This is a genomic window from Kitasatospora sp. P5_F3 (assembly GCF_054049135.1).
On sequence record NZ_JBFUMY010000035.1, the window covers coordinates 64,064 to 86,143 of the forward strand.

The 22,080-nt window shown below is 72.0% G+C and carries 19 protein-coding genes and 1 pseudogene; 11 read left to right on the forward strand and 9 right to left on the reverse strand.

Annotation, left to right across the window (positions count from 1 at the left end; translation table 11 throughout):
* Nucleotides 1–81: 81 nt before the first annotated feature.
* The 4 genes from ACXJMZ_RS21955 to ACXJMZ_RS21970 are packed head-to-tail and all read left to right on the forward strand — an operon-like array spanning nt 82 to nt 6,525.
* The gene (locus tag ACXJMZ_RS21955; RefSeq protein ID WP_457031767.1) at nt 82–1,785 is read left to right on the forward strand and encodes an acyclic terpene utilization AtuA family protein; all 1,704 of its coding nucleotides are present in this window, start codon (nt 82–84) and stop codon (nt 1,783–1,785) included.
* Nucleotides 1,782–3,380, forward strand: coding sequence for an acyl-CoA carboxylase subunit beta (locus tag ACXJMZ_RS21960; protein ID WP_457031768.1), 1,599 nt, complete (start codon nt 1,782–1,784; stop codon nt 3,378–3,380). Before ACXJMZ_RS21955 ends, ACXJMZ_RS21960 begins: the two co-directional genes overlap by 4 nt.
* Nucleotides 3,381–3,392: 12 nt before the next feature.
* Complete coding sequence (locus ACXJMZ_RS21965) at nt 3,393–5,309, forward strand: acetyl/propionyl/methylcrotonyl-CoA carboxylase subunit alpha (RefSeq protein WP_457031769.1); 1,917 nt, start codon at nt 3,393–3,395, stop codon at nt 5,307–5,309.
* A 43-nt stretch (nt 5,310–5,352) separates the two neighbouring features.
* Complete coding sequence (locus ACXJMZ_RS21970) at nt 5,353–6,525, forward strand: acyl-CoA dehydrogenase family protein (protein WP_457031770.1); 1,173 nt, start codon at nt 5,353–5,355, stop codon at nt 6,523–6,525.
* A 7-nt stretch (nt 6,526–6,532) separates the two neighbouring features.
* Here ACXJMZ_RS21970 and ACXJMZ_RS21975 read toward each other — a convergent pair whose 3' ends face one another.
* Nucleotides 6,533–7,402, reverse strand: coding sequence for a hypothetical protein (locus ACXJMZ_RS21975; RefSeq protein WP_457031771.1), 870 nt, complete (start codon nt 7,400–7,402; stop codon nt 6,533–6,535).
* A gap of 150 nt (nt 7,403–7,552) precedes the next feature.
* Between ACXJMZ_RS21975 and ACXJMZ_RS21980 the strand changes: the two genes are divergently transcribed.
* From ACXJMZ_RS21980 to ACXJMZ_RS21995, 4 genes and pseudogenes are all read left to right on the forward strand, one after another.
* Nucleotides 7,553–9,130 (forward strand): AMP-binding protein, encoded by a 1,578-nt coding sequence (locus ACXJMZ_RS21980; RefSeq protein ID WP_457031772.1) that lies wholly within the window; start codon nt 7,553–7,555, stop codon nt 9,128–9,130.
* Nucleotides 9,131–9,175: 45 nt separating this feature from the next.
* Nucleotides 9,176–9,727 (forward strand): annotated as a pseudogene (locus tag ACXJMZ_RS21985) (TetR/AcrR family transcriptional regulator); the annotation flags it as partial.
* A 136-nt stretch (nt 9,728–9,863) separates the two neighbouring features.
* The gene (locus ACXJMZ_RS21990; RefSeq protein ID WP_457031773.1) at nt 9,864–12,359 is read left to right on the forward strand and encodes a SpoIIE family protein phosphatase; all 2,496 of its coding nucleotides are present in this window, start codon (nt 9,864–9,866) and stop codon (nt 12,357–12,359) included.
* Nucleotides 12,360–12,446: 87 nt separating this feature from the next.
* The gene (locus tag ACXJMZ_RS21995) at nt 12,447–13,019 is read left to right on the forward strand and encodes an SMI1/KNR4 family protein (protein WP_457031774.1); all 573 of its coding nucleotides are present in this window, start codon (nt 12,447–12,449) and stop codon (nt 13,017–13,019) included.
* A 45-nt stretch (nt 13,020–13,064) separates the two neighbouring features.
* On the opposite strand, the gene ACXJMZ_RS22000 is transcribed toward ACXJMZ_RS21995, so the two are convergent.
* Nucleotides 13,065–13,346, reverse strand: a complete 282-nt coding sequence (locus ACXJMZ_RS22000; protein ID WP_457031775.1) for a hypothetical protein — start codon at nt 13,344–13,346, stop codon at nt 13,065–13,067.
* Nucleotides 13,347–13,479: 133 nt separating this feature from the next.
* Nucleotides 13,480–14,319, reverse strand: a complete 840-nt coding sequence (locus ACXJMZ_RS22005; protein WP_457031776.1) for an alpha/beta fold hydrolase — start codon at nt 14,317–14,319, stop codon at nt 13,480–13,482.
* A gap of 226 nt (nt 14,320–14,545) precedes the next feature.
* Here ACXJMZ_RS22005 and ACXJMZ_RS22010 point away from each other — a divergent pair, with 226 nt between their 5' ends.
* Nucleotides 14,546–15,760, forward strand: a complete 1,215-nt coding sequence (locus tag ACXJMZ_RS22010) for a glycosyltransferase (protein ID WP_457031777.1) — start codon at nt 14,546–14,548, stop codon at nt 15,758–15,760.
* A gap of 18 nt (nt 15,761–15,778) precedes the next feature.
* On the opposite strand, the gene ACXJMZ_RS22015 is transcribed toward ACXJMZ_RS22010, so the two are convergent.
* Together ACXJMZ_RS22015 and ACXJMZ_RS22020 are read right to left on the reverse strand one after the other, a co-directional pair.
* Complete coding sequence (locus ACXJMZ_RS22015) at nt 15,779–17,329, reverse strand: MFS transporter (RefSeq protein ID WP_457031778.1); 1,551 nt, start codon at nt 17,327–17,329, stop codon at nt 15,779–15,781.
* Nucleotides 17,326–17,880, reverse strand: a complete 555-nt coding sequence (locus ACXJMZ_RS22020; protein WP_457031779.1) for a TetR/AcrR family transcriptional regulator — start codon at nt 17,878–17,880, stop codon at nt 17,326–17,328. The genes ACXJMZ_RS22015 and ACXJMZ_RS22020 overlap by 4 nt, the downstream gene beginning before the upstream one ends.
* Nucleotides 17,881–17,987: 107 nt before the next feature.
* On the opposite strand from ACXJMZ_RS22020, the gene ACXJMZ_RS22025 reads away from it, so the two are divergent.
* On the forward strand, nt 17,988–18,623 hold the full coding sequence (locus ACXJMZ_RS22025; protein ID WP_457031780.1) for a class I SAM-dependent DNA methyltransferase: 636 nt from the start codon (nt 17,988–17,990) through the stop codon (nt 18,621–18,623).
* Nucleotides 18,624–18,696: 73 nt separating this feature from the next.
* On the opposite strand, the gene ACXJMZ_RS22030 is transcribed toward ACXJMZ_RS22025, so the two are convergent.
* From ACXJMZ_RS22030 to ACXJMZ_RS22045, 4 genes are all read right to left on the reverse strand, one after another.
* Nucleotides 18,697–19,089 carry a cell division protein SepF gene (locus ACXJMZ_RS22030; RefSeq protein WP_057234943.1) on the reverse strand — a complete coding sequence of 131 codons (393 nt, stop codon included), beginning with the start codon at nt 19,087–19,089 and terminating at the stop codon, nt 18,697–18,699.
* Nucleotides 19,090–19,435: 346 nt separating this feature from the next.
* Nucleotides 19,436–20,146 (reverse strand): TVP38/TMEM64 family protein, encoded by a 711-nt coding sequence (locus ACXJMZ_RS22035; protein WP_457031781.1) that lies wholly within the window; start codon nt 20,144–20,146, stop codon nt 19,436–19,438.
* A 32-nt stretch (nt 20,147–20,178) separates the two neighbouring features.
* Nucleotides 20,179–20,967, reverse strand: a complete 789-nt coding sequence (locus ACXJMZ_RS22040; protein WP_457031782.1) for an alpha/beta fold hydrolase — start codon at nt 20,965–20,967, stop codon at nt 20,179–20,181.
* Between the two features lie 49 nt (nt 20,968–21,016).
* Nucleotides 21,017–21,526, reverse strand: coding sequence for a DinB family protein (locus ACXJMZ_RS22045; RefSeq protein ID WP_457031783.1), 510 nt, complete (start codon nt 21,524–21,526; stop codon nt 21,017–21,019).
* 171 nt (nt 21,527–21,697) lie between these two features.
* Here ACXJMZ_RS22045 and ACXJMZ_RS22050 point away from each other — a divergent pair, with 171 nt between their 5' ends.
* A complete protein-coding gene (locus ACXJMZ_RS22050; RefSeq protein WP_457031784.1) occupies nt 21,698–22,060 on the forward strand; it encodes a hypothetical protein in 363 nt (120 codons plus the stop codon).
* Nucleotides 22,061–22,080: the final 20 nt, after the last annotated feature.

Sequence of the window (22,080 nt, forward strand, 5' to 3'; positions counted from 1 at the left end):
GGCAGAGCAGATCCATCGGCCGGGCAAAATAACAAGCACGCGTGCTTGATTTGTTCCTGACGTCCTGTCACGCTGCTGCCCGTGGATGGAGCGGAGCCGGCTGGGGAGGCCAAGGTGCTGCGGATCGGGAATGCCTCGGGGTTCTACGGGGATCGCTTCGAGGCGATGCGGGAGATGCTGACCGGTGGGCCGTTGGACGTGCTCACCGGGGACTATCTGGCCGAGCTGACCATGCTGATCCTGGCCCGGGACCGGCTGAAGGATCCGGGCCTGGGGTATGCCCGGACCTTTCTGCGGCAGTTGGAGGAGTGCCTCGGGCTGGCGGCGGACCGGGGCGTGCGGATCGTGGTCAACGCGGGTGGGCTGAATCCGGGCCGACTCGCCGAGGCGATCGGGGAGTTGGCGGCCAAGCAGGGGGTGCCGGTCCGGCTGGGGGTGGTCGAGGGGGACGACCTGCTCGGCCGGCCGGGGTTGCCCGGGGGGCTGCTGGCGGCCAACGCGTACCTCGGGGGTCAGGGCATCGCCGAGTGCCTGCGGGCCGGGGCCGACCTGGTGGTGACCGGACGGGTCACCGACGCGGCGCTCGTCTCCGGGGCGGCGGCCGCGCACTTCGGCTGGGACGCACAGGACTTCGACGCGCTGGCGGGGGCGGTGGTGGCTGGCCATGTGCTGGAGTGCGGGGCGCAGGCGACCGGCGGGAACTACGCGTTCTTCCACGAGCACGACGTGACGCACCCCGGCTTTCCGATCGCCGAGCTGCACGCCGACGGCTCCAGCGTGATCACCAAGCACCCGGGCACCGGCGGCGCCGTCACGGTCGGGACGGTCACCGCCCAGCTGCTGTACGAGACTTCGGGTGCCCGCTACCCGGGTCCGGATGTGACGGCCCGGCTGGACAGTGTCCGGCTGACCGAGGACGGGCCTGACCGGGTGCGGATCAGCGGGGTGCGCGGGGAGGCGCCGCCACCGACCCTCAAGGTCGGGCTGAACCGGCTGGGCGGCTGGCGGAACGAGGTGGTGTTCGTGCTCACGGGGCTGGACATCGAGCGCAAATCGGAGCTGATCCGGCGTCAACTGGAACACTCCATAAGGGCGGCCGAGGTGCGCTGGACGCTGGCCCGGACCGACCACCAGGACGCCGCCACCGAGGAGACCGCCTCCGCGCTGCTCCGGCTCGCCGTCAAGGACCGCGACAAGGAGGCGGTGGGCCGAGCGTTCACCACAGCCGTCGTCGAGCTCGGTCTGGCGGGCTACCCCGGCTTCCACCTCACCGCGCCGCCCGGACCGGCCGCCCCGTACGGAGTCTTCGAGACGACCTACGTCGACGCGTCGAGCGTCCCGCACCGGGTGCTGCTCCCCGACGGCACCCAGCGGGCGATCCCGGAAGCCCCGCTCACCCGCCCGCTCGAGCGGGTCGAGGACCCGCCGCTGCCAGCCCCGCCGCCCGAGGGCCCGACCCGGCGGGTGGCGCTCGGCCACGCCTTCGGCGCCCGCAGCGGTGACAAGGGCGGCGACGCCAACCTCGGCGTCTGGGCCCGCTCCGACCCCGGCTGGCGTTGGCTGGCGCACCACCTGACAGTGCAGAGGCTGCGCGAACTCCTGCCGGAGACCGCCGAGTTGCCGATCGACCGGCAGCTGCTCCCCGAGCTGCGCGCGGTCAACTTCGTGATCACCGGACTGCTCGGCGAGGGCGTCGCCGCCCAACACCGCTTCGACCCGCAGGCGAAGGCGCTCGGCGAGTGGCTCCGCTCCCGGCACGTCGACCTCCCGGAGGAACTGCTGTGACCACGCTGCCGACCCACCTCGACCCGGCCGCTCCCGAGTACCACGCCAACCGGGCCGCGATGCTGGACAAGCTGACCGCGCTGGACGCCGAGCACGCCAAGGCGCTGGCCGGCGGCGGCCCCAAGTACTTGGAGCGCCACCGCAGTCGGGGCAAGCTGCCGGCCCGGGAGCGGATCGAGCTGCTGGTCGATCCGGGCTCGCCGTTCCTGGAGCTGTCCCCGCTGGCGGCCTGGGGCAGCGACTACCCGGTCGGTGCCGCGCTGGTCACCGGGATCGGCGTGATCGAGGGCACCGAGTGCGTGATCACCGCCAACGACCCGACGGTGCGCGGCGGCGCCAGCAATCCCTGGACGCTGCGCAAGGCGCTGCGGGCCAACGAGATCGCGCTGCACAACCGGCTCCCGCTGGTCAGTCTGGTGGAGTCCGGCGGGGCCGACCTGCCCAGCCAGAAGGAGATCTTCATCCCCGGCGGGGCGCTGTTCCGCGACCTCACCCGGCTGTCCGCCGCCGGGGTGCCGACGGTGGCGGTGGTGTTCGGGAACTCGACAGCGGGCGGCGCGTACGTGCCGGGGATGTCCGACCACACCGTGCTGGTGCGCGAGCGGGCCAAGGTCTTCCTCGGTGGCCCGCCGCTGGTGAAGATGGCCACCGGCGAGGACGCCGACGACGAGTCGCTCGGCGGCGCGGAGATGCACGCCCGGGTCTCCGGCCTGGCCGACCACCTGGCCGAGGACGAGCACGACGCGCTGCGGATCACCCGCCGGATCGTGCACCGCCTGCACTGGCGCAAGGCGGGCCCGGACCCGGACCCGACCGCCGCGCCGCCCAAGTACGCCGAGGAGGAGCTGCTCGGTCTGGTGCCGGGCGACCTCAAGGTGCCGTTCGACCCGCGCGAGGTGATCGCCCGGATCGTCGACGGTTCGGACTTCGACGAGTTCAAGCCGCGCTACGGCCCGAGCCTGGTAACCGGCTGGGCCGAGCTGCACGGCTACCCGGTCGGCATCCTGGCCAACGCCCAGGGCGTGCTGTTCAGCGAGGAGTCGCAGAAGGCCGCCCAGTTCATCCAGCTCGCCAACCAGCGCGACCGGCCGCTGCTCTTCCTGCACAACACCACCGGCTACATGGTCGGCCAGGCGTACGAGCAGGGCGGCATCATCAAGCACGGCGCGATGATGATCAACGCGGTCTCCAACAGCAAGGTGCCGCACCTCTCGGTGCTGATCGGCGCCTCGTACGGGGCCGGGCACTACGGGATGTGCGGGCGGGCGTACGAGCCGCGCTTCCTGTTCGCCTGGCCGAGCGCCAAGTCGGCGGTGATGGGGCCTCAGCAGCTGGCCGGGGTGCTGTCGATCGTGGCCCGGCAGTCGGCGGCGGCGAAGGGGATGCCGTACGACGAGGAGGCCGACGCCACCATCCGGGCCATGGTCGAGCAGCAGATCGAGGCCGAGTCGCTGCCGGTATTCCTCTCCGGCCGGCTCTACGACGACGGGGTCATCGACCCCCGCGACACCCGCACCGTGCTCGGTATCTGCCTGTCCGCGATCCACAGCGCCCCGGTCGAGGGCGCGCGCGGCTACGGCGTCTTCCGGATGTAAGGGACCTGACCCATGATCACCTCCGTACTGGTCGCCAACCGGGGCGAGATCGCCCGCCGGGTCTTCCGGACCTGCCGTGACCTGGGCATCGCCACGGTGGCCGTGCACTCCGACCCGGACGCCGACGCCCCGCACGTCCGGGAGGCCGACACCGCTGTCCGGCTGCCCGGGGCCGCGCCCGCCGAGACCTATCTGCGGGCCGACCTGCTGGTCGCCGCAGCGCTCACCACCGGGGCGGACGCGGTCCACCCTGGCTACGGATTCCTGTCCGAGAACGCCGAGTTCGCCTCGGCGGTGCAGGCCGCCGGACTGACCTGGATCGGCCCGCCCGCCGAGGCGATCGCCGCGATGGGATCGAAGACCGAGGCGAAGCGGCTGATGGCCGCGGCCGGGGTACCGGTGCTCTCGGTGCCGGCCGAGCCGACGGCTGCCGACCTGCCACTGCTGGTGAAGGCGGCGGCGGGAGGTGGCGGCCGGGGAATGCGGATCGTCCGCGAACTCGCCGATCTGCCGGGTGCGTTGGCCGCAGCCCGGGCCGAGGCGGCGGGAGCCTTCGGGGACGACGAGGTGTTCTGCGAGCCCTATCTGCCGAACGGGCGGCACGTCGAGGTACAGCTGCTCGCGGACGCCCACGGCACGGTCTGGGTGGTCGGCGACCGGGACTGCTCGCTCCAGCGCCGGCACCAGAAGGTGATCGAGGAGGCCCCGGCGCCGGGGTTGGGCGAGGCACTCCGGAGCGAACTGCACCGGGCCGCGACCGCCGCCGCCCGGGCGATCGGCTACCGGGGAGCGGGAACGGCCGAGTTCCTGGTCACCCCCGAAGGCCGGTGCTGGTTCCTGGAGATGAACACCCGGCTCCAGGTCGAGCACCCGGTCACCGAGTGCGTCACCGGCCTCGACCTGGTCGCCCTCCAGCTCCGGATCGCCGAGGGCGAGGCGCTGCCCGTCGAGCCGCCACCGGCCAGGGGCCACGCGATCGAGGCCCGGCTGTACGCCGAGGACCCGGAGCAGGACTGGCAGCCCAGGACCGGCACCCTGCATCTGCTCGAAGTCCCAGGCGTATCGGTAGAGTTCGGTACCGGAGAGCGGGACACCGGGCTGCGGCTGGACTCCGGGGTGACCGACGGCACCGAGATCGGCCCGCACTACGACCCCATGCTCGCCAAGCTGATCGCCTGGGCGCCCACCCGGCCCGCTGCCGCTCGGCTGCTGGCCACCGCCCTGAGCCGGGCCCGGATCCACGGCCCGGGCAGCAACCGGGCGCTGCTGGTCGCGGCGCTGCGCCACCCGGCGTTCCTGGCAGGTGAGTTGCACACCGGCTTCCTGAAGGAGCACGAGCACGACCTCGGCGGCAAGGGCGAGAGTCTCGCGCTGCCCGCGCTCGCTGCCGCACTGTCGGAGACGGGCAGCTCGCCGTTCCCCCCGGGCTGGCGCAACCTGCCCTCGCAGTTGGAGACCAGGCGCTACCTGGCGGCCGACGGTACCGAGCACGAGGTGCGCCACCGGCTGACCCGGGACGGACTGCAGGGCCACCCGGGTGTCGAACTGGTCGAAGCTCGAACGGACTTGGTCACGCTGCGGGCCGAAGGGCGGACGCACACGTACCGGATCGCCCGGTACGGCAGCACGCTGCACCTGGACGGACCCGAGGGTGCCGCCACCCTGACCGCGCTGCCCCGGCTGCCCGAACCACAGGCCGAACCCACCCCCGGCGCGCTGCTCGCACCGATGCCCGGCACCGTCACCCGGACGGCCGCCGCACCCGGCGACCACGTCACCGCCGGGCAGCCACTGCTCTGGCTGGAGGCGATGAAGATGGAACACCGGGTCAGCGCGCCCACCGACGGCGTACTCACCGAACTACGGGTCGCCACCGGCCAACAGGTCGAACCCGGCACCCTGCTGGCTGTCGTCCGCCCGCACGACTGAACCCCCACCCACTGAGCCCCACCGCACGGAAGGGACCTTCGCCATGTCCGCACCGCTGCTCAACCCGGTCGAGCCCGAGGAGCACCAGGCCCTGCGCCGAGCCGTCGGCGACCTCGCCCGTCGCTACGGCCCCGACTACTTCCGCCGCAAGGCCCGCGCGGGGGAGCCCGTCGACGAGCTCTGGGCGGAGGCCGGGAAGGCCGGCTACCTCGGGGTCAGCCTGCCCGTCGAGTACGGCGGCGGGGGCGCCGGCATCACCGAACTGGCCATCGTGCTGGAGGAGTTCGGCACGGCAGGCTGCCCGCTGCTGATGATGATCGTCTCGCCCGCGATCTGCGGCACGGTGATCGCGCGCTACGGCACCGAGCAGCAGAAGCTGGCCTGGCTGCCCGGACTCGCCGACGGCAGCCGCCGGATGGCCTTCGGCATCACCGAGCCGGACGCGGGCTCCAACTCGCACCGGCTGACCACCACCGCCCGCCGGGACGGCGACGACTGGCTGCTCACCGGCCGCAAGGTGTTCATCTCGGGCATCGACCACGCCGACGCGGTGCTCTTCGTGGCCCGCACCGAGGACGCCCGCACCGGGCGGTTGAAGCCCGCGCTGTTCGTGGTGCCGCGCGAGACGCCGGGCTTCGAGTACCGGGCGATACCGATGGAACTGGTCACCGCCGAGAAGCAGTTCGAGGTCTTCCTGGACGACGTACGACTGCCCGCCGACGCCCTGGTCGGGGCCGAGGACGCCGGGCTTGAGCAGCTGTTTGCCGGGCTCAACCCGGAGCGGGTGATGACCGCCGCGTTCGCCCTGGGCCTGGCCCGCCAGGCGCTCGCCACCGCCACCGACTACGCCCGCACCCGTACCGTCTGGGACACCCCGATCGGCGCCCACCAGGCGATCGCGCACCCGCTGGCCCAGTGTGCGATCGAGATCGAACTCGCCCGGCTGATGATGCTCAAGGCCGCCCAACTCTACGACCAGGGCCACTACGTGGAGGCCGGCGAGGCCGCCAACATGGCCAAGTACGCGGCCGCCGAGGCGGCTTGCCACACCGTGGACCAGGCCGTGCACACGCTGGGCGGCAACGGGCTCACCCAGGAGTACGGGCTGGCCGCCCTGCTGACCGCGACCCGGGTCAGCCGGATCGCCCCGGTCAGCCGGGAGATGATCCTCAACTACGTGGCCCAGCACACCCTGGGGCTGCCCCGCTCGTACTGACGGGCCGTCAGGACCGATGCCACCAGCGGCGTGGACGCTGTCCCACCTGCTGCGCCTGCTCCGCGTCGGGCCAGGCGTCACGGTGCTGCTGATCGGCGAGGGCCCGGCGGGCGGCTTCGGCTGCCGCCGGGTCGTCGTACTCGCGCGAGATCAGCTCGATCCGCCCGGTGGAGTGGTCGATCCGGATGGTGTCGAGCCCGTTCCGGTCCAGATCGGCGATGGTGTCGGCGTGGGTCACCCGGTGGAGCGCGAGCATGGTGAGCGACGGGTCGGCATCGCCGAGGGTGATCTCCTGCGTGAGCAGGACGTCCATCAGCCGCTTGGCGGCGGGCGACGGGAGCTCGTCGCTGACGGACATGTGCACCATCAGCTGCTCGTGGCCGGTGTCGAGCCAGCGGGCCCAGGACACCCAGACGCAGTGGATGTCCGGGAACTCGCGCAGGCGGCGGAAGACGGAGTCCCGCAGGGCCACGGCCAGGGGGTGGGTGGACCAGGTCAGCCTGATCATCTGTCCCGTGCCCGGTATGCCGTGCTCGGAGACCGTACCGAAGAGGCGGGAGGCCGGGACCTCGATCCGCCACCCGTCCGAGCTGGTGACCAACAGACGCCTGGCCTCGATCTCGCGGACGACCTCCATCAACCGCAGTGCATCGGCGTAGAAGGTGTCCGCGGCGCCCTCCACGTGCTGCACCGCCGCTGCCGTGGTGCAGATCTGGAGTGCCGCAGTGCCGTCCTTGTGCGTCAGGTAGTACAGCGAGCCGTCCTGGTGGACCGGTACGAACACGCCCTCGGCCACCAGGGTGCGGACGACCCGCTCCTTGGCAGCCTCGGAGTCGCCCTGTTCGATGAGCTCGGCCAGGGCCGCGTCGAGTGTCATCGGGCGATCATAGGCCAGCTGTAAATCCGGTGCGCCGCAAGGGCGCTGAAGCCCTCGCTGTGCGGCGACCTGGTCGGCACTCTGTCCGCCCAGGGCATCAGCCGCCACTCTAGGGGAGCCCACTCAACCCAGCCCGCGCAGGAGGCACCTATGGCGTTCCGCAGCGACTACCCCGACATCGAGCCGCTCGACCTGCCGATCCACGACGCGGTGTTCGGCGACTTCGCCGCCCACGCGGACCTACCGGCCCTGATCGACGGTCTCACCGGACAGTCCGTCAGCTACGCCCAGCTGGACGGCGCCAGCCGGCGCTGCGCGGCGGGCCTGGCCGAGGCCGGGGTACGCAAGGGCGACCGGATCGCACTGTTCAGCCCGAACACCATCGCCTACCCGGTCGCCTTCTACGGCGCCACCCGGGCGGGCGCCACCGTCACCACGGTCAGCTCGCTCAGCACGGCCGCCGAACTGGCCGGGCAGCTCCGCGACAGCGGGGCCCGCTGGATCATCACCATCTCGCTCTTCCTCCCGGTCGCCACCGAGGCCGCCGACGCGCTGGCGGCCGAGGGCAGTCCGATCGAGGAGATCTTCGTCTGCGACCAGGCCGAGGGCCACCGTTCGCTGACCGACCTGCTGGCCTGCACCGGGCCCGAGCCCAGCCCCGAGATCGACCCGGCCACCGACATCGCCGTACTGCCGTACTCGAGCGGCACCACCGGTCTGCCCAAGGGCGTGATGCTCAGTCACCGCAACATCAGCAGCAACCTGCTGCAGACCGACGCGGTGCACTCCACCGGGCAGGGCGAACGCATCCTGGCCGTGCTGCCCTTCTTCCACATCTACGGGCTGACCTCGCTGCTCAACCACCCGCTCCGGTCCGGCTCCACGGTCGTGGTGCTGCCGCGCTTCGACCTGGAGCAGTTCCTGCGCACCATCCAGGACCAGCGGATCGAGGGGGTGTTCGTCGCCCCGCCGATCGTGCTGGCCCTGGCCAAGCACCCGCTGGTCGACCAGTACGACCTCTCCTCGATCCGGTACGTGCTGAGCGCCGCCGCCCCGCTGGACGCCGACCTTGCGGCGGCCGCCGCCCGCAGGCTCGGCCTGGAGCGGATCCACCAGGGGTACGGGATGACCGAGCTCTCGCCCGTCACCCATGTGGTGCCGCTGGACGACCCGAACCCGCCGGCCGGGACGGTCGGCCGGCTGGTCGCCTCCACCGAGCTGCGGGTCACCGCGCTGGACGGCTCGGGCACCGAGCTCGGGGTCGGCGAGCGCGGCGAACTCCTGTTCCGGGGACCGCAGGTGATGCAGGGGTACTTCGGCCGGAAGAGCGAGACCGACGCGATGATCGACCCGGACGGCTGGCTGCACACCGGGGACGTCGGCGTGGTGGACGAGCAGGGCTACCTGTTCGTGGTGGACCGGGTGAAGGAGCTGATCAAGTACAAGGGCTACCAGGTCGCGCCCGCCGAGCTGGAGGCCCTGCTGCTCACCCACCCCGAGGTGGCCGACGCCGCCGTGATCGGGGTGACCGGGACGGACGGCGAGGAGCGGCCGAAGGCGTTCGTGGTCCGCGCCCCCGGCAGCGAACTGACGGAGCAGCAGGTCAACGACTTCGTGGCCGGGCAGGTGGCGCCGTACAAGAAGGTCAGGTCGGTCGAGTTCATCGACCAGGTGCCCAAGTCGGCGGCCGGGAAGATCCTCCGCCGCCAGCTGCGCGACCGCACCTGAGCGGCGGGGGGGGGGGGGGGGGGGGGGGGGGGGGGGGGGGGGGGGCGGCTGCTGGAGGCCGCCGTGGAGTGCCTGGCCGAACTGGGCTGGAACGGCAGCACGGTCGCGGTGGTGGCCGAGCGGGCCGGGGTCACCCGGGGCGCGGCCCAGCACCACTTCCCGACCCGGGAGGACCTCTTCACCGCCGCCGTCGAGTACGTGACCGAGCAGCGGCTGGCGGCCGTCCGGGCCGACACCGAGGTGCTGCCGCCGCCGGGCGAGGGGCGGACCGAGGCGGTGGTCGAGCTGATCGTCCGGCTGTACACCGGGCCGCTGTTCCGGGCCGCGCTGCACCTGTGGGTGGCCGCGGCCACCGAGCAGGCGCTGCGGGAGCGGATCGTTGCGCTGGAGAACCACCTCGGCCGGGAGGCGCACCGGGCGGCGGTCGAGTTCCTCGGCGCCGACGAGTCGCACCCCGGTGCCCGGGAGACCGTTCAGGCCACATTGGACCTCGCCCGGGGGCTGGGACTGGCCAATCTGCTCACTGATGACGGCCCGCGCCGGGCCGGAGTGGTATGTCAGTGGGCCAGAACTCTGGACGCCGTGCTGATCACCTGAAAAGCTCAGCCGTCCTGATGGTGTACCCCACCTGACGGACCAGCAGTAGCCGCACTCTCCACCGCCGTGCAGTCTGGTGGAAGCCGATTCGCCCTGGCCACACCAGGGAAGGTATCTGACAGGTGATCCCCTGATCATGCAAGGCAGCGAGCGCAACGTACCGGACGGCACCGGCCCCGTGGCAGGTGCCGCTTCGCCGCGTCCGGAGGGGCACCCGGCACTGGACCACCGGTTGGAGGGCCACCGGCTGGTCCCGCTGGCGACCGCCCTGGTCGAGGGCGACGGCCGGATCCTGCACTGGAGCGAGGACGCCGAGGCACTCACCGGCTACCCGGTGGGGGAGGCGGTCGGCCGCTACGCCGCCCAGCTGCTTGTTCCCGAGGAGTCCCGCCGACGGGCCTTCGAGCTGTTCGAGCAGATCATGGCGGGCAAGGGCTGGTCCGGGGTGTTCCCGATCCGGCACCGGGACGGCCATCTGGTGGAACTGGAGTTCCACACCTATCCCATCGTCGGCCCCGGCGGCGTCCGGCTGCTGCTGGCGACCGCCTCCGACGTCGGCTCGCTGCGCCAGGTCGAGGGCGACCTCGCGGTGCTGGACGGCATCTTCACCCAGTCGCCGATCGGCATGGCGGTGTACGACACCGAGCTGCGCTACGTCCGGCTGAACGACGCGCTGGCCAGGATCAACGGCCTCACGGTGGCCGAGCACCTCGGACGGCGGATCAGCGCCATCCTGCCGGGCATCAACAGTGCGGAGATCGAGGGGGTGATGCGCCAGGTGCTGGCCACCGGCCAGCCCGTGGTGGACGCCCGCTCGCACGGCCGCACCCCCGGCGACCCGCGCCGGGAGCGGGCCTGGTCGGCCTCGTACTTCCGACTGGAGGACTCCACCGGCCGGATCCTCGGGGTGAGCTCCTCGATCATCGACGTGACCGAACGGTTCCAGGCCGAGGCCCGGGCCTCCCGGGCCCAGGAGCGGCTGGCCCTGCTGGCCGAGGCCACCGCCAGGATCGGCACCACGCTGGACCTCCAGCGCACCGCCGAGGAACTGATCGAGGCGGTGATCCCGAGATTCGCCGACTTCGCGACGGTCGACCTGCTGGAGCCGGTGCTCCGAGGTGAGGAGCCGTCATATCTGCAGCCGGACCGGGGTGTCCAGCTACGCGCGGTGGCGGTCGGCGAGGCGTACGAGTCGGGCATGACGATCGCGGCGGACGCGGTCGGGGCCACCTCGGAGTACGACTCCAAGCGGGTCTACACCGAGTGCCTGCGCAGTGGGCGCCCGCTGCTGCGGCCGCACGTGGACGAGCAGGTGCTGTCGGCGCTGGTGAACGAGCAGTCCCGGGTCGGGCCCGGGGTCAGGGCGGGCATCCACTCCTACCTGATGGTGCCGATCCTGGCCCGCGGCATGGTGCTCGGCGGCTCCGAGTTCGTCCGGATGCGCAACCCCGAGCCGTTCACCGCGGCCGACGTGGCGCTGGCCGAGGAGCTGGTCGCCAGGACCGCGATCGCCCTCGACAACGCCCGGCTCTACCGGCGCGAGCGGGAGACCGCGCTCACCCTGCAGCGCAGCCTGCTGCCGCAGGAGATCCACCGCACGATCGGCCTGGAGATCGCGTACCGGTACCTGCCGAGCAGCGTGGTGAGCGAGGTGGGCGGGGACTGGTTCGACGTGGTGCCGCTGTCCTGCGGGCGGGTCGCGCTGGTGGTCGGCGACGTGATGGGCCACGGCATCCGGGCCGCCGCGACGATGGGTCAACTCCGCACGGTGGCCCGGACGCTGGCCACCCTGGACATGCCGCCGGACCAGGTGCTGACCCGGCTGGACGAGACCGCGATGGGCATCGGCGAGGGCCAGTTCGCCACCTGCATCTGCGCGGTCTACGACCCGGTGGACGGCACCTGCACGATCGCCTCGGCCGGCCACCTCCCGCCGGTCCGGGTCGCCCCGGACGGCACCTCCCGGGCGCTCGACCTGCCGCCGGGCGTCCCGCTCGGGGTGGGCGGAGTGGCCTTCGAGAGCACCGAGTTCACGCTGCGCGAGGGCAGCCTGCTGGCCCTCTACACCGACGGCCTGGTGGAGCGCCGCGGCGAGGACATCGACCACGGCATCGGCATACTGGCCCAGACCCTGGCCGGCCACGGCCGGACGCTGGAGGAGAGCTGCGACGCGGCGCTCGCCGCGCTGGTCGTGGACGGGACCGAGGACGACATCGCCATGATCATGGCCCGCGCCCTGCCGATCCCGGCCGACCGGATCGCGACGCTGGAGCTGGACGGCGACGGCCCGGCCCCCAGCCGGGCCCGCCGTTTCACCCGCCGGACGCTGGAGGAGTGGGGGCTCACCGCCCTCTCCGAGTTCGCCGAACTGCTGGTCAGCGAGCTCGTCACGAACGCGCTGCTGCACGCCGACGCACCGCGTCGGCTCCGGCTGTTCCGCGACCGCACGCTCACGGTCGAGGTGGCCGACTCCGGCGGCCAGGCACCGCGACTGCGAGCCTCGGCGGAGGAGGACGAGGGCGGGCGGGGCATGCACCTGGTGAGCGAACTGGCCCACCGGTGGGGCACCCGGCAGACCAAGGACGGCAAGGTGGTCTGGGCGGAGATGGAGCTGGACTACCGCTACCGCTGAGGTGGCGGTCGACGGGTGGTCGGACGTCGGTTGGTCTGGTTCGAGGTCCGAGCAGGCGTTGTCGTACTGCCCTGACACTCTGCTCGCATGGATGACTTCGCTGGTACACAAGCTCCGGTTCGCCGGCTGACCGACCCTGAAGAGGCGATCGCGGAGCTGGAGAACGCGGTTCCGGACCTGTCATCGCTGCGTCTGCAGGAGGCCAGGAACCTCAACTGGCTGGTTGTGGAAGCCGAGTTGGGCACCTCCCTGCCCGAGGACTACAAACTCCTCTGTGAGCGCTACCCGGCCTTCGTTATCGGGGACTTCCTCGGCCTCGGTGGCCCAGAGCCCGGCCATGAGTACCCCTGGATGCAGGGCCTCCGCGACATGTTGGAGATCATCGCGGAGTGGTGCGCGGATGCCGACCTGGCCGTACCGCTCCACACCTATCCCGCCCCGGGCGGTCTGCTTCCCTGGGCCAGCTCGAACAGGGGGGACTTGTTCCTGTGGGCCACCAGTGAGGCCGGGCCGGCGGAGTGGACTGTCACGGTCGCCTCGCGGAGTTCCGCCTGGTGGCACTACACGGGCGGAGCCGTTCAGTTCCTGGCCGACCTGGTCGGGGGCAAGGTGGAACCGTGGGCCCTGCCCATGGTCAGCCCCGACGTCACGCCGTGGTGACTTCGGCTCAGGTCATCGCAGCCGGCGGGCGTGCTGGGCCGACCGTCACAAGCCCTGGATGGCCTCACCCAGGTCGGTGCCGTAGGAGGACCAGCAGATGACGGAACCGTCGGTGTCGAGGTCCCCCATGAACCAGTCGCCGTCGGCCTGGACGAGGCACAGGCCGTGGAAGGAGAGGATGACATCGGGTCGGAGTGGGGTGTAGTCCGCGCGGCCGTGTTCTTCGAGCACGACGAGTCGTTCGAGGGACAGTGGGACCGCTTCGGTGTCCCCTGATGCGGAGCGTATTCGCTCGAGCGTCCAGCCGTCGGGCAGTCCATCGTTCACCGTTGCATGGTCGCAGCGAGGTTGGTCCCACAGCCATTCGTTTACGGTGGCGACCAGGACGGCCGCCGCGTACCGAGTACTGCGGACTGTCCGTCAGGCGTGGCTGCACGTGCTGCGACTGGGAGGAGGCGGCTCACGGCCCGGCGGAGAGGAAGTCCCGTAGGTGGGCGATGAGGGCGGTGGGTTGGTCCTCGGGGATGAGGGTGTAGCTGTCGGGGATCTCGACCAGTTCGGCTTGGGGCAGGAGCTCGGCCAGGCGGTGGGCGTGGGCGAGGGGCATCACGCGGTCCTCGGTGGCCCAGGCGATCAGGGTGGGGCGGTCGAAGGTGCGGAGGGCTTCGGTCCAGGCGAGCAGGTCGGGTCGGGGCGGGGTGCTGAGGACGTACTTGCGTAGGTCGCGGCGGATGGCGGGGGAGCTGAGGACGGGCCGGAACCAGGCGTCCATGATCTCGGGCGGGACCGGACGCTTGGTCATCCGGCCCCAGGTCATCGGGAGTCGGCGGAGGGGCTTGAGGCGGAGCAGGTTGAACGCCAGGGCCAGGCCGCCGGGCAGTCTGGCGGAGGCGACCAGGTTGCGGCCGGGGAGGCCGGGCGGGTAGTTGTCGAGCGCTTCGCAGGAGGTGAGGACGAGCCGGCCGATGCGGGAGGTGCGGCCGTCGGCGACCAGGCTCTGGGCACCGCCCCAGTCGTTGAGCACCAGCGTGACGTCGTGCAGGTCGAGCCGGTCGAGGAACTCTGCCACCAGCCGGGCGACGCCGAGGATCGACAGGTCGGCGTCCGGGTGCATCGGTCGGCGGTGGCCGCCGAGCGGGAGGGTGGGCACGAGGCAGCGGAAGTCGTCCCGGAGCCCGGCGACGACGTGGCGCCAGAGCGAACCGTCCATCGCGACGCCGTGCAGCAGGACGACGACCGGGCCGTTGCCGCCGGTGTCCTGGTAGTCGATGGTTCCCGCCGAGAGTTCCAGCTCGGGCATGAAGTCCCCTCCTGCGGTCGGTACGGAGCACTGACTGAGGCTCAATACACCATCACCGTAACGCACCTGACGAGGGGTGTGGCCGGAGGGGAGGGTGGGGCGGGAGGGAAACTCACTCCTCGCCACTCTCAACATATAGCGCACGGGGGGCCTTGCGACAAGACCCGGGTGGTGCCGCAGAATCGTCGGCCTGGGCCCGGAACCTGCGGAAATGAGAATCACGAAGATGCGTGTGGTGTTGTCGACGTACGGAGCGCGTGGGAGCGTCGAGCCGATGGTGGGACTCGCGGTGCGGCTGCGGGAGTTGGGCGCGGAGGTGCGGGTGTGCGCGCCGCCGGACGAGGAGTTCGTGGAGCTGCTGGCCGGTGTCGGCGTGGAGTTGGTGCCGACCGGTCGGCCGGTGCGGCAGGTGGTGACCTCGGTGGTGCCGGGGTCGGCGGTGGGCTTGGCGCAGCGGGCGGCGGAGTTGATGGCTGCTCAGTTCGAGACGGTGGCTGCGGTGGCCGAGGGCGGTGATGCGTTGGTGGCGACCGGACCGTTGCCGGTCACGGCCGGTGCGCGGTCGGTGGCCGAGAAGTTGGGCATCCGCTTCGTGCACGCGAGCCATCAGCCGGTCAGTCTGCCGTCGCCGTACCAGCCGCCGCCCGCGCGGCGGGGACGGCCGTTGCCGGCGGGGGTGGCCGACAACCGGGCGCTGTGGGAGGTGGATGCCCGGAACGCGAACGAGATGTTCGGCGAGATGCTCAACACCTACCGGGCGGCGGCCGGCCTGGCGCCGGTGGACAACGTCCGGGACTACGCCTTCACCGACCGGCCGTGGCTGGCGACGGACCCTGTCCTGAGTCCGTGGCGGCCGACCGACCTCGACGTCGTACAGACCGGTGCGTGGAGCCGGGCGGACGAACGCCCGCTCCCGCCCGAGCTGGTGGCGTTCCTGGAGGCCGGTACGGCGCCGGTGTACGTGGGCTTCGGCAGCACACCCGTCAGCGATCCGAAGCAGCTCGCCCGGGTGGCCGTCGAGGCCGTCCGGGCGCAGGGCCGCCGGGTGGTCGTCGCCCGGGGCTGGGCCGAGCTGGACCTGATCGACGATCAGGACGACTGCATCGCCGTCGGCGAGGTCAACCAGTCGGCCCTGTTCGCCCGGGTGGCTGCCGTCGTGCACCACGGTAGTGCGGGCACCACCACGACGGCCGCCCGGGCCGGCGCACCCCAGGTGGTGGTGGCCCAGGGGGCGGACCAGCCGTACTGGGCCGAGCGGGTGGGCGACCTGGGTATCGGCCTCGCGCACGACGGTCCGGCCCCGACCACCGAGTCGCTGGCAGCCGCGCTCGGGACGGCCCTGGCCTCCGAGACCCGCGTACGGGCGCGGGCCGTGGCCGGCACGATCCGTACCGACGGGACCACGGTGGCCGCCCGGCTGCTGCTCGACGCAGCCGGCTGAGGGACCGTCAGGGCGGGGTCAGTGGACCAGTTCGGACGGCTGCCTCACGGTGGCGCGGTCTGCGGCCCGGCGGCGGAGCAGGTACCAGGAGAAGGCGGCCGAGGAGAGAAGCAGCGCCGCCGCGATGAAGGCGGCGATGTTCATCCCGTGGACGAAGGCGGTGCGGCTCGCGTCGAGCAGTTCGCCGCCGAGCGGGGCCGGGAGGGTGCCGGCGGCCTCGACCGCGTTGCCGATCGACTCCTTGGCCTGGTCGGCGGCGGCCTGGTCGGTCCCGGCCGGGGCGACCAGGGTGGCGGCGTAGATGGCGGTGACCACCGAGCCGACCAGGGCGATGCCGAGGGCGGTGCCGAGCTCGTACGCCGTCTCGGAGACGGCCGAGGCGGCGCCGGCCCGGTCGGCGGGGGCGGCGGTGAGGACCAGGTCGGCGGAGAGGGTGTAGACGATGCCCTCGGCGGTGCCGATGGCCAGGAAGGAGGCGCCGAGCACCAGGTAGCTGCTGTCCTGCTGGACCCAGCCGAGCACCGCGATGCCCAGGCCCATCACCAGCAGGCCGCCCACCAGGGTGGCCCGGGCGCCGGTGCGGCGGGCCAGCTGGGCGGTCAGCAGCCCGCCGACCACCGCGCCGACGAAGGCCGGGAGTTCGGCCAGGCCGGCCGTCAACGGGGAGTACCCGCGCACCAGTTGGAGGTACTGCGACATGAAGAAGATCACGCCGGACAGACCGATCAGTGAGGCGAGCGAGCCGAGCACCGCAGCCGTGAACCGGGGGTTCCTGAACAGCCGTACGTCCAGCAGCGGGGTGGGCAGGCGGAGTTGGCGACGGACGAAGACGGCCAGCGCGGTGGCGCCGAGCACGAAGGTGACCGGCACCAGCCAGTGGCCGAGCCCGCCTGCGGCGGCCTCCTTGATCGCGTAGACCACGCCGATCACACCGGCCATCGAGAGCAGCACGCTGAGCACGTCCCAGCGGCCCGGGTTCGGGTCCTTGGACTCCGGCAGCAGCCAGCCGCCGAGCACCAGCAGCAGTGCCAGGATGGGCAGGTTGAGCAGGAAGACCGAGCCCCACCAGAAGTGCTCCAGCAGGACACCGCCGACCACCGGGCCGAGCGCGGCACCGGCGGTGGCGCCCGCGCCCCAGATGCCGATCGCGGTGGCGCGCTCCCGGGCGTCCGGGAAGAGGCTGCGGATCAGCGAGAGGGTGGAGGGCATGATGGTGGCGCCCGCGACGCCGAGCAGCGCCCTGGCCACGATCAGCCAGCCGGCGCTCGGCGCGTACGCGGCCAGCAGGGAGGCGGCTCCGAAGGCGCTGGAGCCGAGCAACAGCAGCTTCTTGCGGCCGATCCGGTCGCTGAGCGCGCCCATGCTGACCAGCAGGCCGGCCAGCACGAAGGAGTAGCTGTCGCCGATCCAGAGCAGTTGGGTGCCGGTGGGGTGGAGGGTCTCGCTGATCGAGGGCAGGGCGAGAGAGAGGACGGTCGCGTCGAGCGCGACCAGGGTCACCGCCAGCACCAGGACGGCGAGGCCGACCCAGCGCTGCCTGGCGACGGGGCGGCCGAGGGTGGTGCTCATGATCGGTCAGGGCTCCTGAGGGCGCCGCCGAGGAAGAGCTCGGCGAGCGAGTAGGCACTGTCACGGGGGGCGAGGCGGCCGTCCTGAACGGCCCAGCCGACGCCGGCCACCAGGTCGAAGAAGGCTTCGCTGAGCCAGCCGGCCGAGAGTTCGATCCGGAACACCCCCTCCTGTTGGCCACGGAGGAAGAGGGAGCGGACCCGTTCGTCCTGGATCTCCCAGAGTTCGTTGATCTCCGGGTCGTCGAAGAGCTGGTTCTCGCCGGCCAGGAAGGCGCAGAGGGCCGCGTCCGGGACGACCGCGTCGACCAGTCGGCGCAGCGCGGCCTGGGGGTCGCCGGTGTCGATCGCGGCGGTGTCCAGCGCGCTGGCGAACTTGCGCAGGCTGAGCGCGCCGACCTCGCGGATCAGGGCCTCGCGGCCCGGGAATATCCGGTGCAGGGTGGCCCGGCTGATCCCGGCCGCCCGGGCGATCTCGTCCAGGTGGGCGGTGGGGCGGCGGGAGAGCACGCCGACGGCGGCTTCGAGGACGGAGTCACGGTCGGTGGCCATGAGCCGAGTGTATATCAGGTGAGACATCGATGTCTCACCTGATGCGGATAGGGCTCATTCGAGAACTTCGGGCGAACGGGGTGTCCGACGGGCTAGGGTCGTCGGCTGTGACCGAACCGACCTGCCACCCAGCTGCGACCGCCCGGGCCTACGACGCCGTCGCCGTCCTGTACGCCGACCTCTTCCGGGACGAGCTGGACGGGCTGCCACTCGACCGCTCGGTGCTCGCCGCGTTCGCCGACTCCGTCCGGGCGGCCGGGGGTGGGCCGGTCGGTGACCTCGGGTGCGGGCCCGGGCGGGTGACGGCGCACCTGCGGGAGCTGGGGCTGGACGCCTTCGGGGTCGACCTGTCGCCGGTGATGATCGAGCTGGCCCGCCGGGAGTATCCGGAGCTGCGCTTCGAGCTCGGGACGATGACGGCGCTTGAGCTGGCCGACAGCGAGCTGGCCGGGATCCTGTCCTGGTACTCCGTCATCCACGCCGAACCGGCCGAACTTCCTTCGTACTTCGCGGAGTTCCGGCGGGTGCTGGCCCCGGGCGGGTACCTGTTGCTGGCCTTCTTCGAGGGCGGGCCGCTGACGGTGTTCGACCACAAGGTGGCACCGGCCTGGCGGTGGCCGGCCGACGAGCTTGCGGAGCTGGCGGGCGCGGCCGGGTTCACCGAGGTCGGCCGGATGCTGCGGGAGCCGCGCGCGGGGGAGCGGGCTTTCCGCCGCGGGCATCTGCTGATGCAGGGTCAGTAGCCGGGCCGGGACGGCAGTGAGCCCGGAACGACCTCGAAGGTGGTTCCGGGCTCGGGCTGCTGTGGGCCGGCGGTCAGCTCTGGTTGTAGAAGCCGGTCTCGTCGAGCGGGCGGTCGATCACCATCACCTCGACGTCGGCCGGGGTGAGCAGGAAGACCCGGCGGGCGATCCGCTCGATCCCGCCCTGGGTGCCGAAGACCAGGCCGGAGGCGAAGTCGACCATCCGCTTGGCCTCGGCGTCGGTCATCTCGGTCACGTCCATCACGACCGGGATGCCCGCGCGGATGTGCTCGCCGACGGTGCGGGCCGCCTCGAAGCCGGTCGGCTTCAGGGAGACGATCTTCGCCGGGGCGGGGACGGCCACGGCCGACTCCTGGGTGGCCCACGAATCCTCGTAGACCGCGGCGGGGTAGTTACCGGAGGGCATCAGCCACCCGTTGTGGTGCTCGTCGCGAAGTGCTCCCATTGCCGCGCCTCCCTTTCTCGTCCCGTACTCGTCCCCCCGGGTGACCACGTCAGCTGACGCGTCATCCATCCGTCGGAACTGTCCGAGTATCGCACTGATCACCGCTTCGGTGCCCGTTCGCGACCGCCGTGCGGGGCGTGGCTCGCGGGACAACCCGGATTTTCCGGGCATCTCCTGCGACGCCGCAGCTCGCCGTTCGGTTCCGCGCGTAGACCATATCCGTGTGCGTCAGGCCACAGTTGACTGTTCGTCAACAGTCCTGTAACGGATTTACCTGCCGGTCGTGTCGCCGATGAGTTCATTCTTGCGGATCACACCGACAGGGGACAGTGAATTCGACGGTGCGTCAGCGACTGTGCGAGGGAACGGCGGAGAGTTCCGGTGCGCTCTCGGCGGCGGCGGCGGCGACGGCGGGGCGGCGCCGGGCACGGCGGTACGCACGCCAGCCGGCCAGCACGGTGTACAGGCACATCAGCACGATCAGGGCGGCCGAGATCAGGAAGGCCGGTGAGCCCGGGTGGCCGGCGCTGGCCCCCGCGATCACGTACGCGGCCGTGCCGGGCGCCACGCCCAGCGCGGTGGCGAGGGTGTACGGCAGCACCCGGACGCCGGAGAACGCGGCGGCGTAGTTCGCGGCCTGGAACGGCACACCAGGGATCACCCGGACCAGCAGCATGCTGCGGAAGCCGTGCTCGCTGAGCCGCCGGTCCAGCGCGGACGCGACCTTCCCGCGCAGCAGCGGCCGGACTGCGTCCCGGCCGAGGGCCCGCCCGAGCCAGAACCCCAGCAGCGCGCCGAGGGTGGTCGCCGCGACGGCCACCGGTACGCCCTGGGCGCTGCCGAGCACCATGCCCGCCGCGCCGTTCAGGGCGGGCTTGGGCACGAAGGCGACCGTGGCCACGGCGTAGACCAGGACGAAGACCGGGATCGGGACGCCGTCCCGCAGCAGGTCGGTCGGGCTCCAGAGCAGCAGTGAGCCGGCCGCCGCCGCGAGCACCGCGAGCAACGCCCCCAACCGGAACCACGGCGACCGGATCACGCGCGACACGACAGGCACCGGGCGATTCTACGGTCCGGTCCGGGGCCGGCTCACACCCTGTCCAGGAAGGGGAGCAGGGCCGCGGTCAGCTCGGCGGGTGCGTCGAGCGGGATCAGGTGGGCAGCGGTGGGGAACTCGACCAGGGTGGCGCCGGGGATCGCGGCGGCGTACCGGCGGGAGATGTCCTGGAAGTCGGCGACGTCCAGCAGGCCGATCCCGACCATGGTGGGCACGGCGACGGCGCTCAGGTCACGGTCCGGGAGGTCCTGGGTGAACTCGCCCCGGACGTCCTGGTGCACGAGGGAGATCCGCACCGGGTCCTGGAGCTGCTCGGCCAGGCCCGGGGTGACCTCCGCCCAGCTGCGGGACGGGCCGCGCAGCCACATGTCCAGGTTCACCGAGACGGCGGCCGCCAGATCGCCCGCCTGCAGCGCGGCCGTCTCGGCCTCGTCGTAGGCATGCATCTCTGCCGACCAGTCATATCCGGGCCACATCGCGGCCAGCATGGTCAGCGACCGTACGCGCTCGGGGTGGGCGAGGGAGAAGGCGAGCGAGAGCAGGCCGCCCCAGGACGCGCCGACGAGCTGGACGCGGTCGTGACCGAGGTGGTCGAGGATCCGGCGCAGGTCGTCGGTCATGCTGAACGGGCCCGACGGGGGAGCGGACTCGCCGAAGCCGCGCAGGTCGTACCGGATGACGGTGTGCCGCTCGGCGAGGGCGGGCACGATCGGGTCCCAGAGCCGGTGGTCGGTGACGCCGGCGTGCACCAGGAGGACGGGTGAGCCCTCTCCGGTGACGGTGTACGAGAGGTGGCCGAGGTCGTCGGCGACGGTGATCATCCGAAGATGATCGCAGTGCTCCCGGTGCAACGCCAGTGATTTGTGCAGGTCAGGCGCCCACGGTGCCGTCGATGCCCTCGCGGAGGAAGTCCGCGTGGCCGTTGTGGCGGCCGTACTCCAGCAGCACGTGCACCATCACCATCCGCAGCGAGACTTCCTCCTCCCACCTCGGCTGGTACCCGGCCAGGTCGAGCGAGTCGGCGGCCTGCTCGATCCGGCGGGAGTTCGCCACCTCGGCCTCCCAGGCGCCGAACGCCTCCTCCCGGGTGGAGTTGCTCGCGTCGTAGGCGGCCTGGAAGTCGATCTTCTCGGACCAGACCATCGGCGCCTCGTGGTCCTCGAAGACCCGGCGGAACCAGGCGCGTTCCACCTCCGCCAGGTGCCGGACCAGGCCGAGCAGCGAGAGAGTGGAGGGCGGGCTGGACTGCTGCCGCAGCTCCTCGTCGGTCAGCCCCGCGCACTTCATCGCGAGGGTGGCCCGCTGGTAGTCGAGGAAGGTCCGCAGCATCTCGCGCTCGCTGCCGAAGTTCGGGGGGCCGATCCGGGTGTCGTCGGTCACTGTTCGCGCTCCTGGGTCCGTACTGATGGGCGGGGCCCAGTATCGACTGCCGGCCGCCGGCCTGGTCGACCGGGTGGGCAACTCCCTGACGCCCGCCGTGGCGGGCACGCTCGGGCTGCTGACGCGTAATCAGTTGGCCGGTGACGAAGCGCCGCCGGGTACGGTCTGCTCGTGTGCACCTATGCCTTCGTCCACTACAAGCTGCACTACGCGTGCGTGTCGTGCCGGATCAGCTTCAAACGGCATCCCGGTGGTGCCGGAAACACCTGCCCGCGCTGCGCCGGGCAGCTGCTGTGTGCGGGGCACGACTTCGCGGCACCGCGCCGTAGCAACCGGAAGGCGTGGTCGGTCGTGGCGGCCGTACTCGGCGCAGGGTTGCGCTACGAGGGCTTCGAGGCGTGCGGATGTGGGCGGGAGCCGAAGTTCCGCCCCCGCACCCGTGCCCAGCTGCGGGCCCGCCGCGTGATCGCCGCTCGGACCGGCGTCCCACTCGCGGAACTGCTCGGCCGGGCCGACCCGTTGGAGACCCGCTGATCCCGGCGCTACAACGTCCG

Excerpts from the sequence above, each read along its gene's own strand:
- ACXJMZ_RS21965 (WP_457031769.1), top strand. The coding sequence starts at position 3,393 with ATGATCACCTCCGTACTGGTCGCCAACCGGGGCGAGATCGCCCGCCGG.
- ACXJMZ_RS21970 (WP_457031770.1), top strand. The coding sequence starts at position 5,353 with ATGTCCGCACCGCTGCTCAACCCGGTCGAGCCCGAGGAGCACCAGGCC.
- ACXJMZ_RS21975 (WP_457031771.1), bottom strand. The coding sequence starts at position 7,402 with ATGACACTCGACGCGGCCCTGGCCGAGCTCATCGAACAGGGCGACTCC.
- ACXJMZ_RS21980 (WP_457031772.1), top strand. The coding sequence starts at position 7,553 with ATGGCGTTCCGCAGCGACTACCCCGACATCGAGCCGCTCGACCTGCCG.
- ACXJMZ_RS21990 (WP_457031773.1), top strand. The coding sequence starts at position 9,864 with ATGCAAGGCAGCGAGCGCAACGTACCGGACGGCACCGGCCCCGTGGCA.
- ACXJMZ_RS21995 (WP_457031774.1), top strand. The coding sequence starts at position 12,447 with ATGGATGACTTCGCTGGTACACAAGCTCCGGTTCGCCGGCTGACCGAC.
- ACXJMZ_RS22005 (WP_457031776.1), bottom strand. The coding sequence starts at position 14,319 with ATGCCCGAGCTGGAACTCTCGGCGGGAACCATCGACTACCAGGACACC.
- ACXJMZ_RS22010 (WP_457031777.1), top strand. The coding sequence starts at position 14,546 with ATGCGTGTGGTGTTGTCGACGTACGGAGCGCGTGGGAGCGTCGAGCCG.
- ACXJMZ_RS22015 (WP_457031778.1), bottom strand. The coding sequence starts at position 17,329 with ATGAGCACCACCCTCGGCCGCCCCGTCGCCAGGCAGCGCTGGGTCGGC.
- ACXJMZ_RS22020 (WP_457031779.1), bottom strand. The coding sequence starts at position 17,880 with ATGGCCACCGACCGTGACTCCGTCCTCGAAGCCGCCGTCGGCGTGCTC.
- ACXJMZ_RS22030 (WP_057234943.1), bottom strand. The coding sequence starts at position 19,089 with ATGGGAGCACTTCGCGACGAGCACCACAACGGGTGGCTGATGCCCTCC.
- ACXJMZ_RS22040 (WP_457031782.1), bottom strand. The coding sequence starts at position 20,967 with ATGATCACCGTCGCCGACGACCTCGGCCACCTCTCGTACACCGTCACC.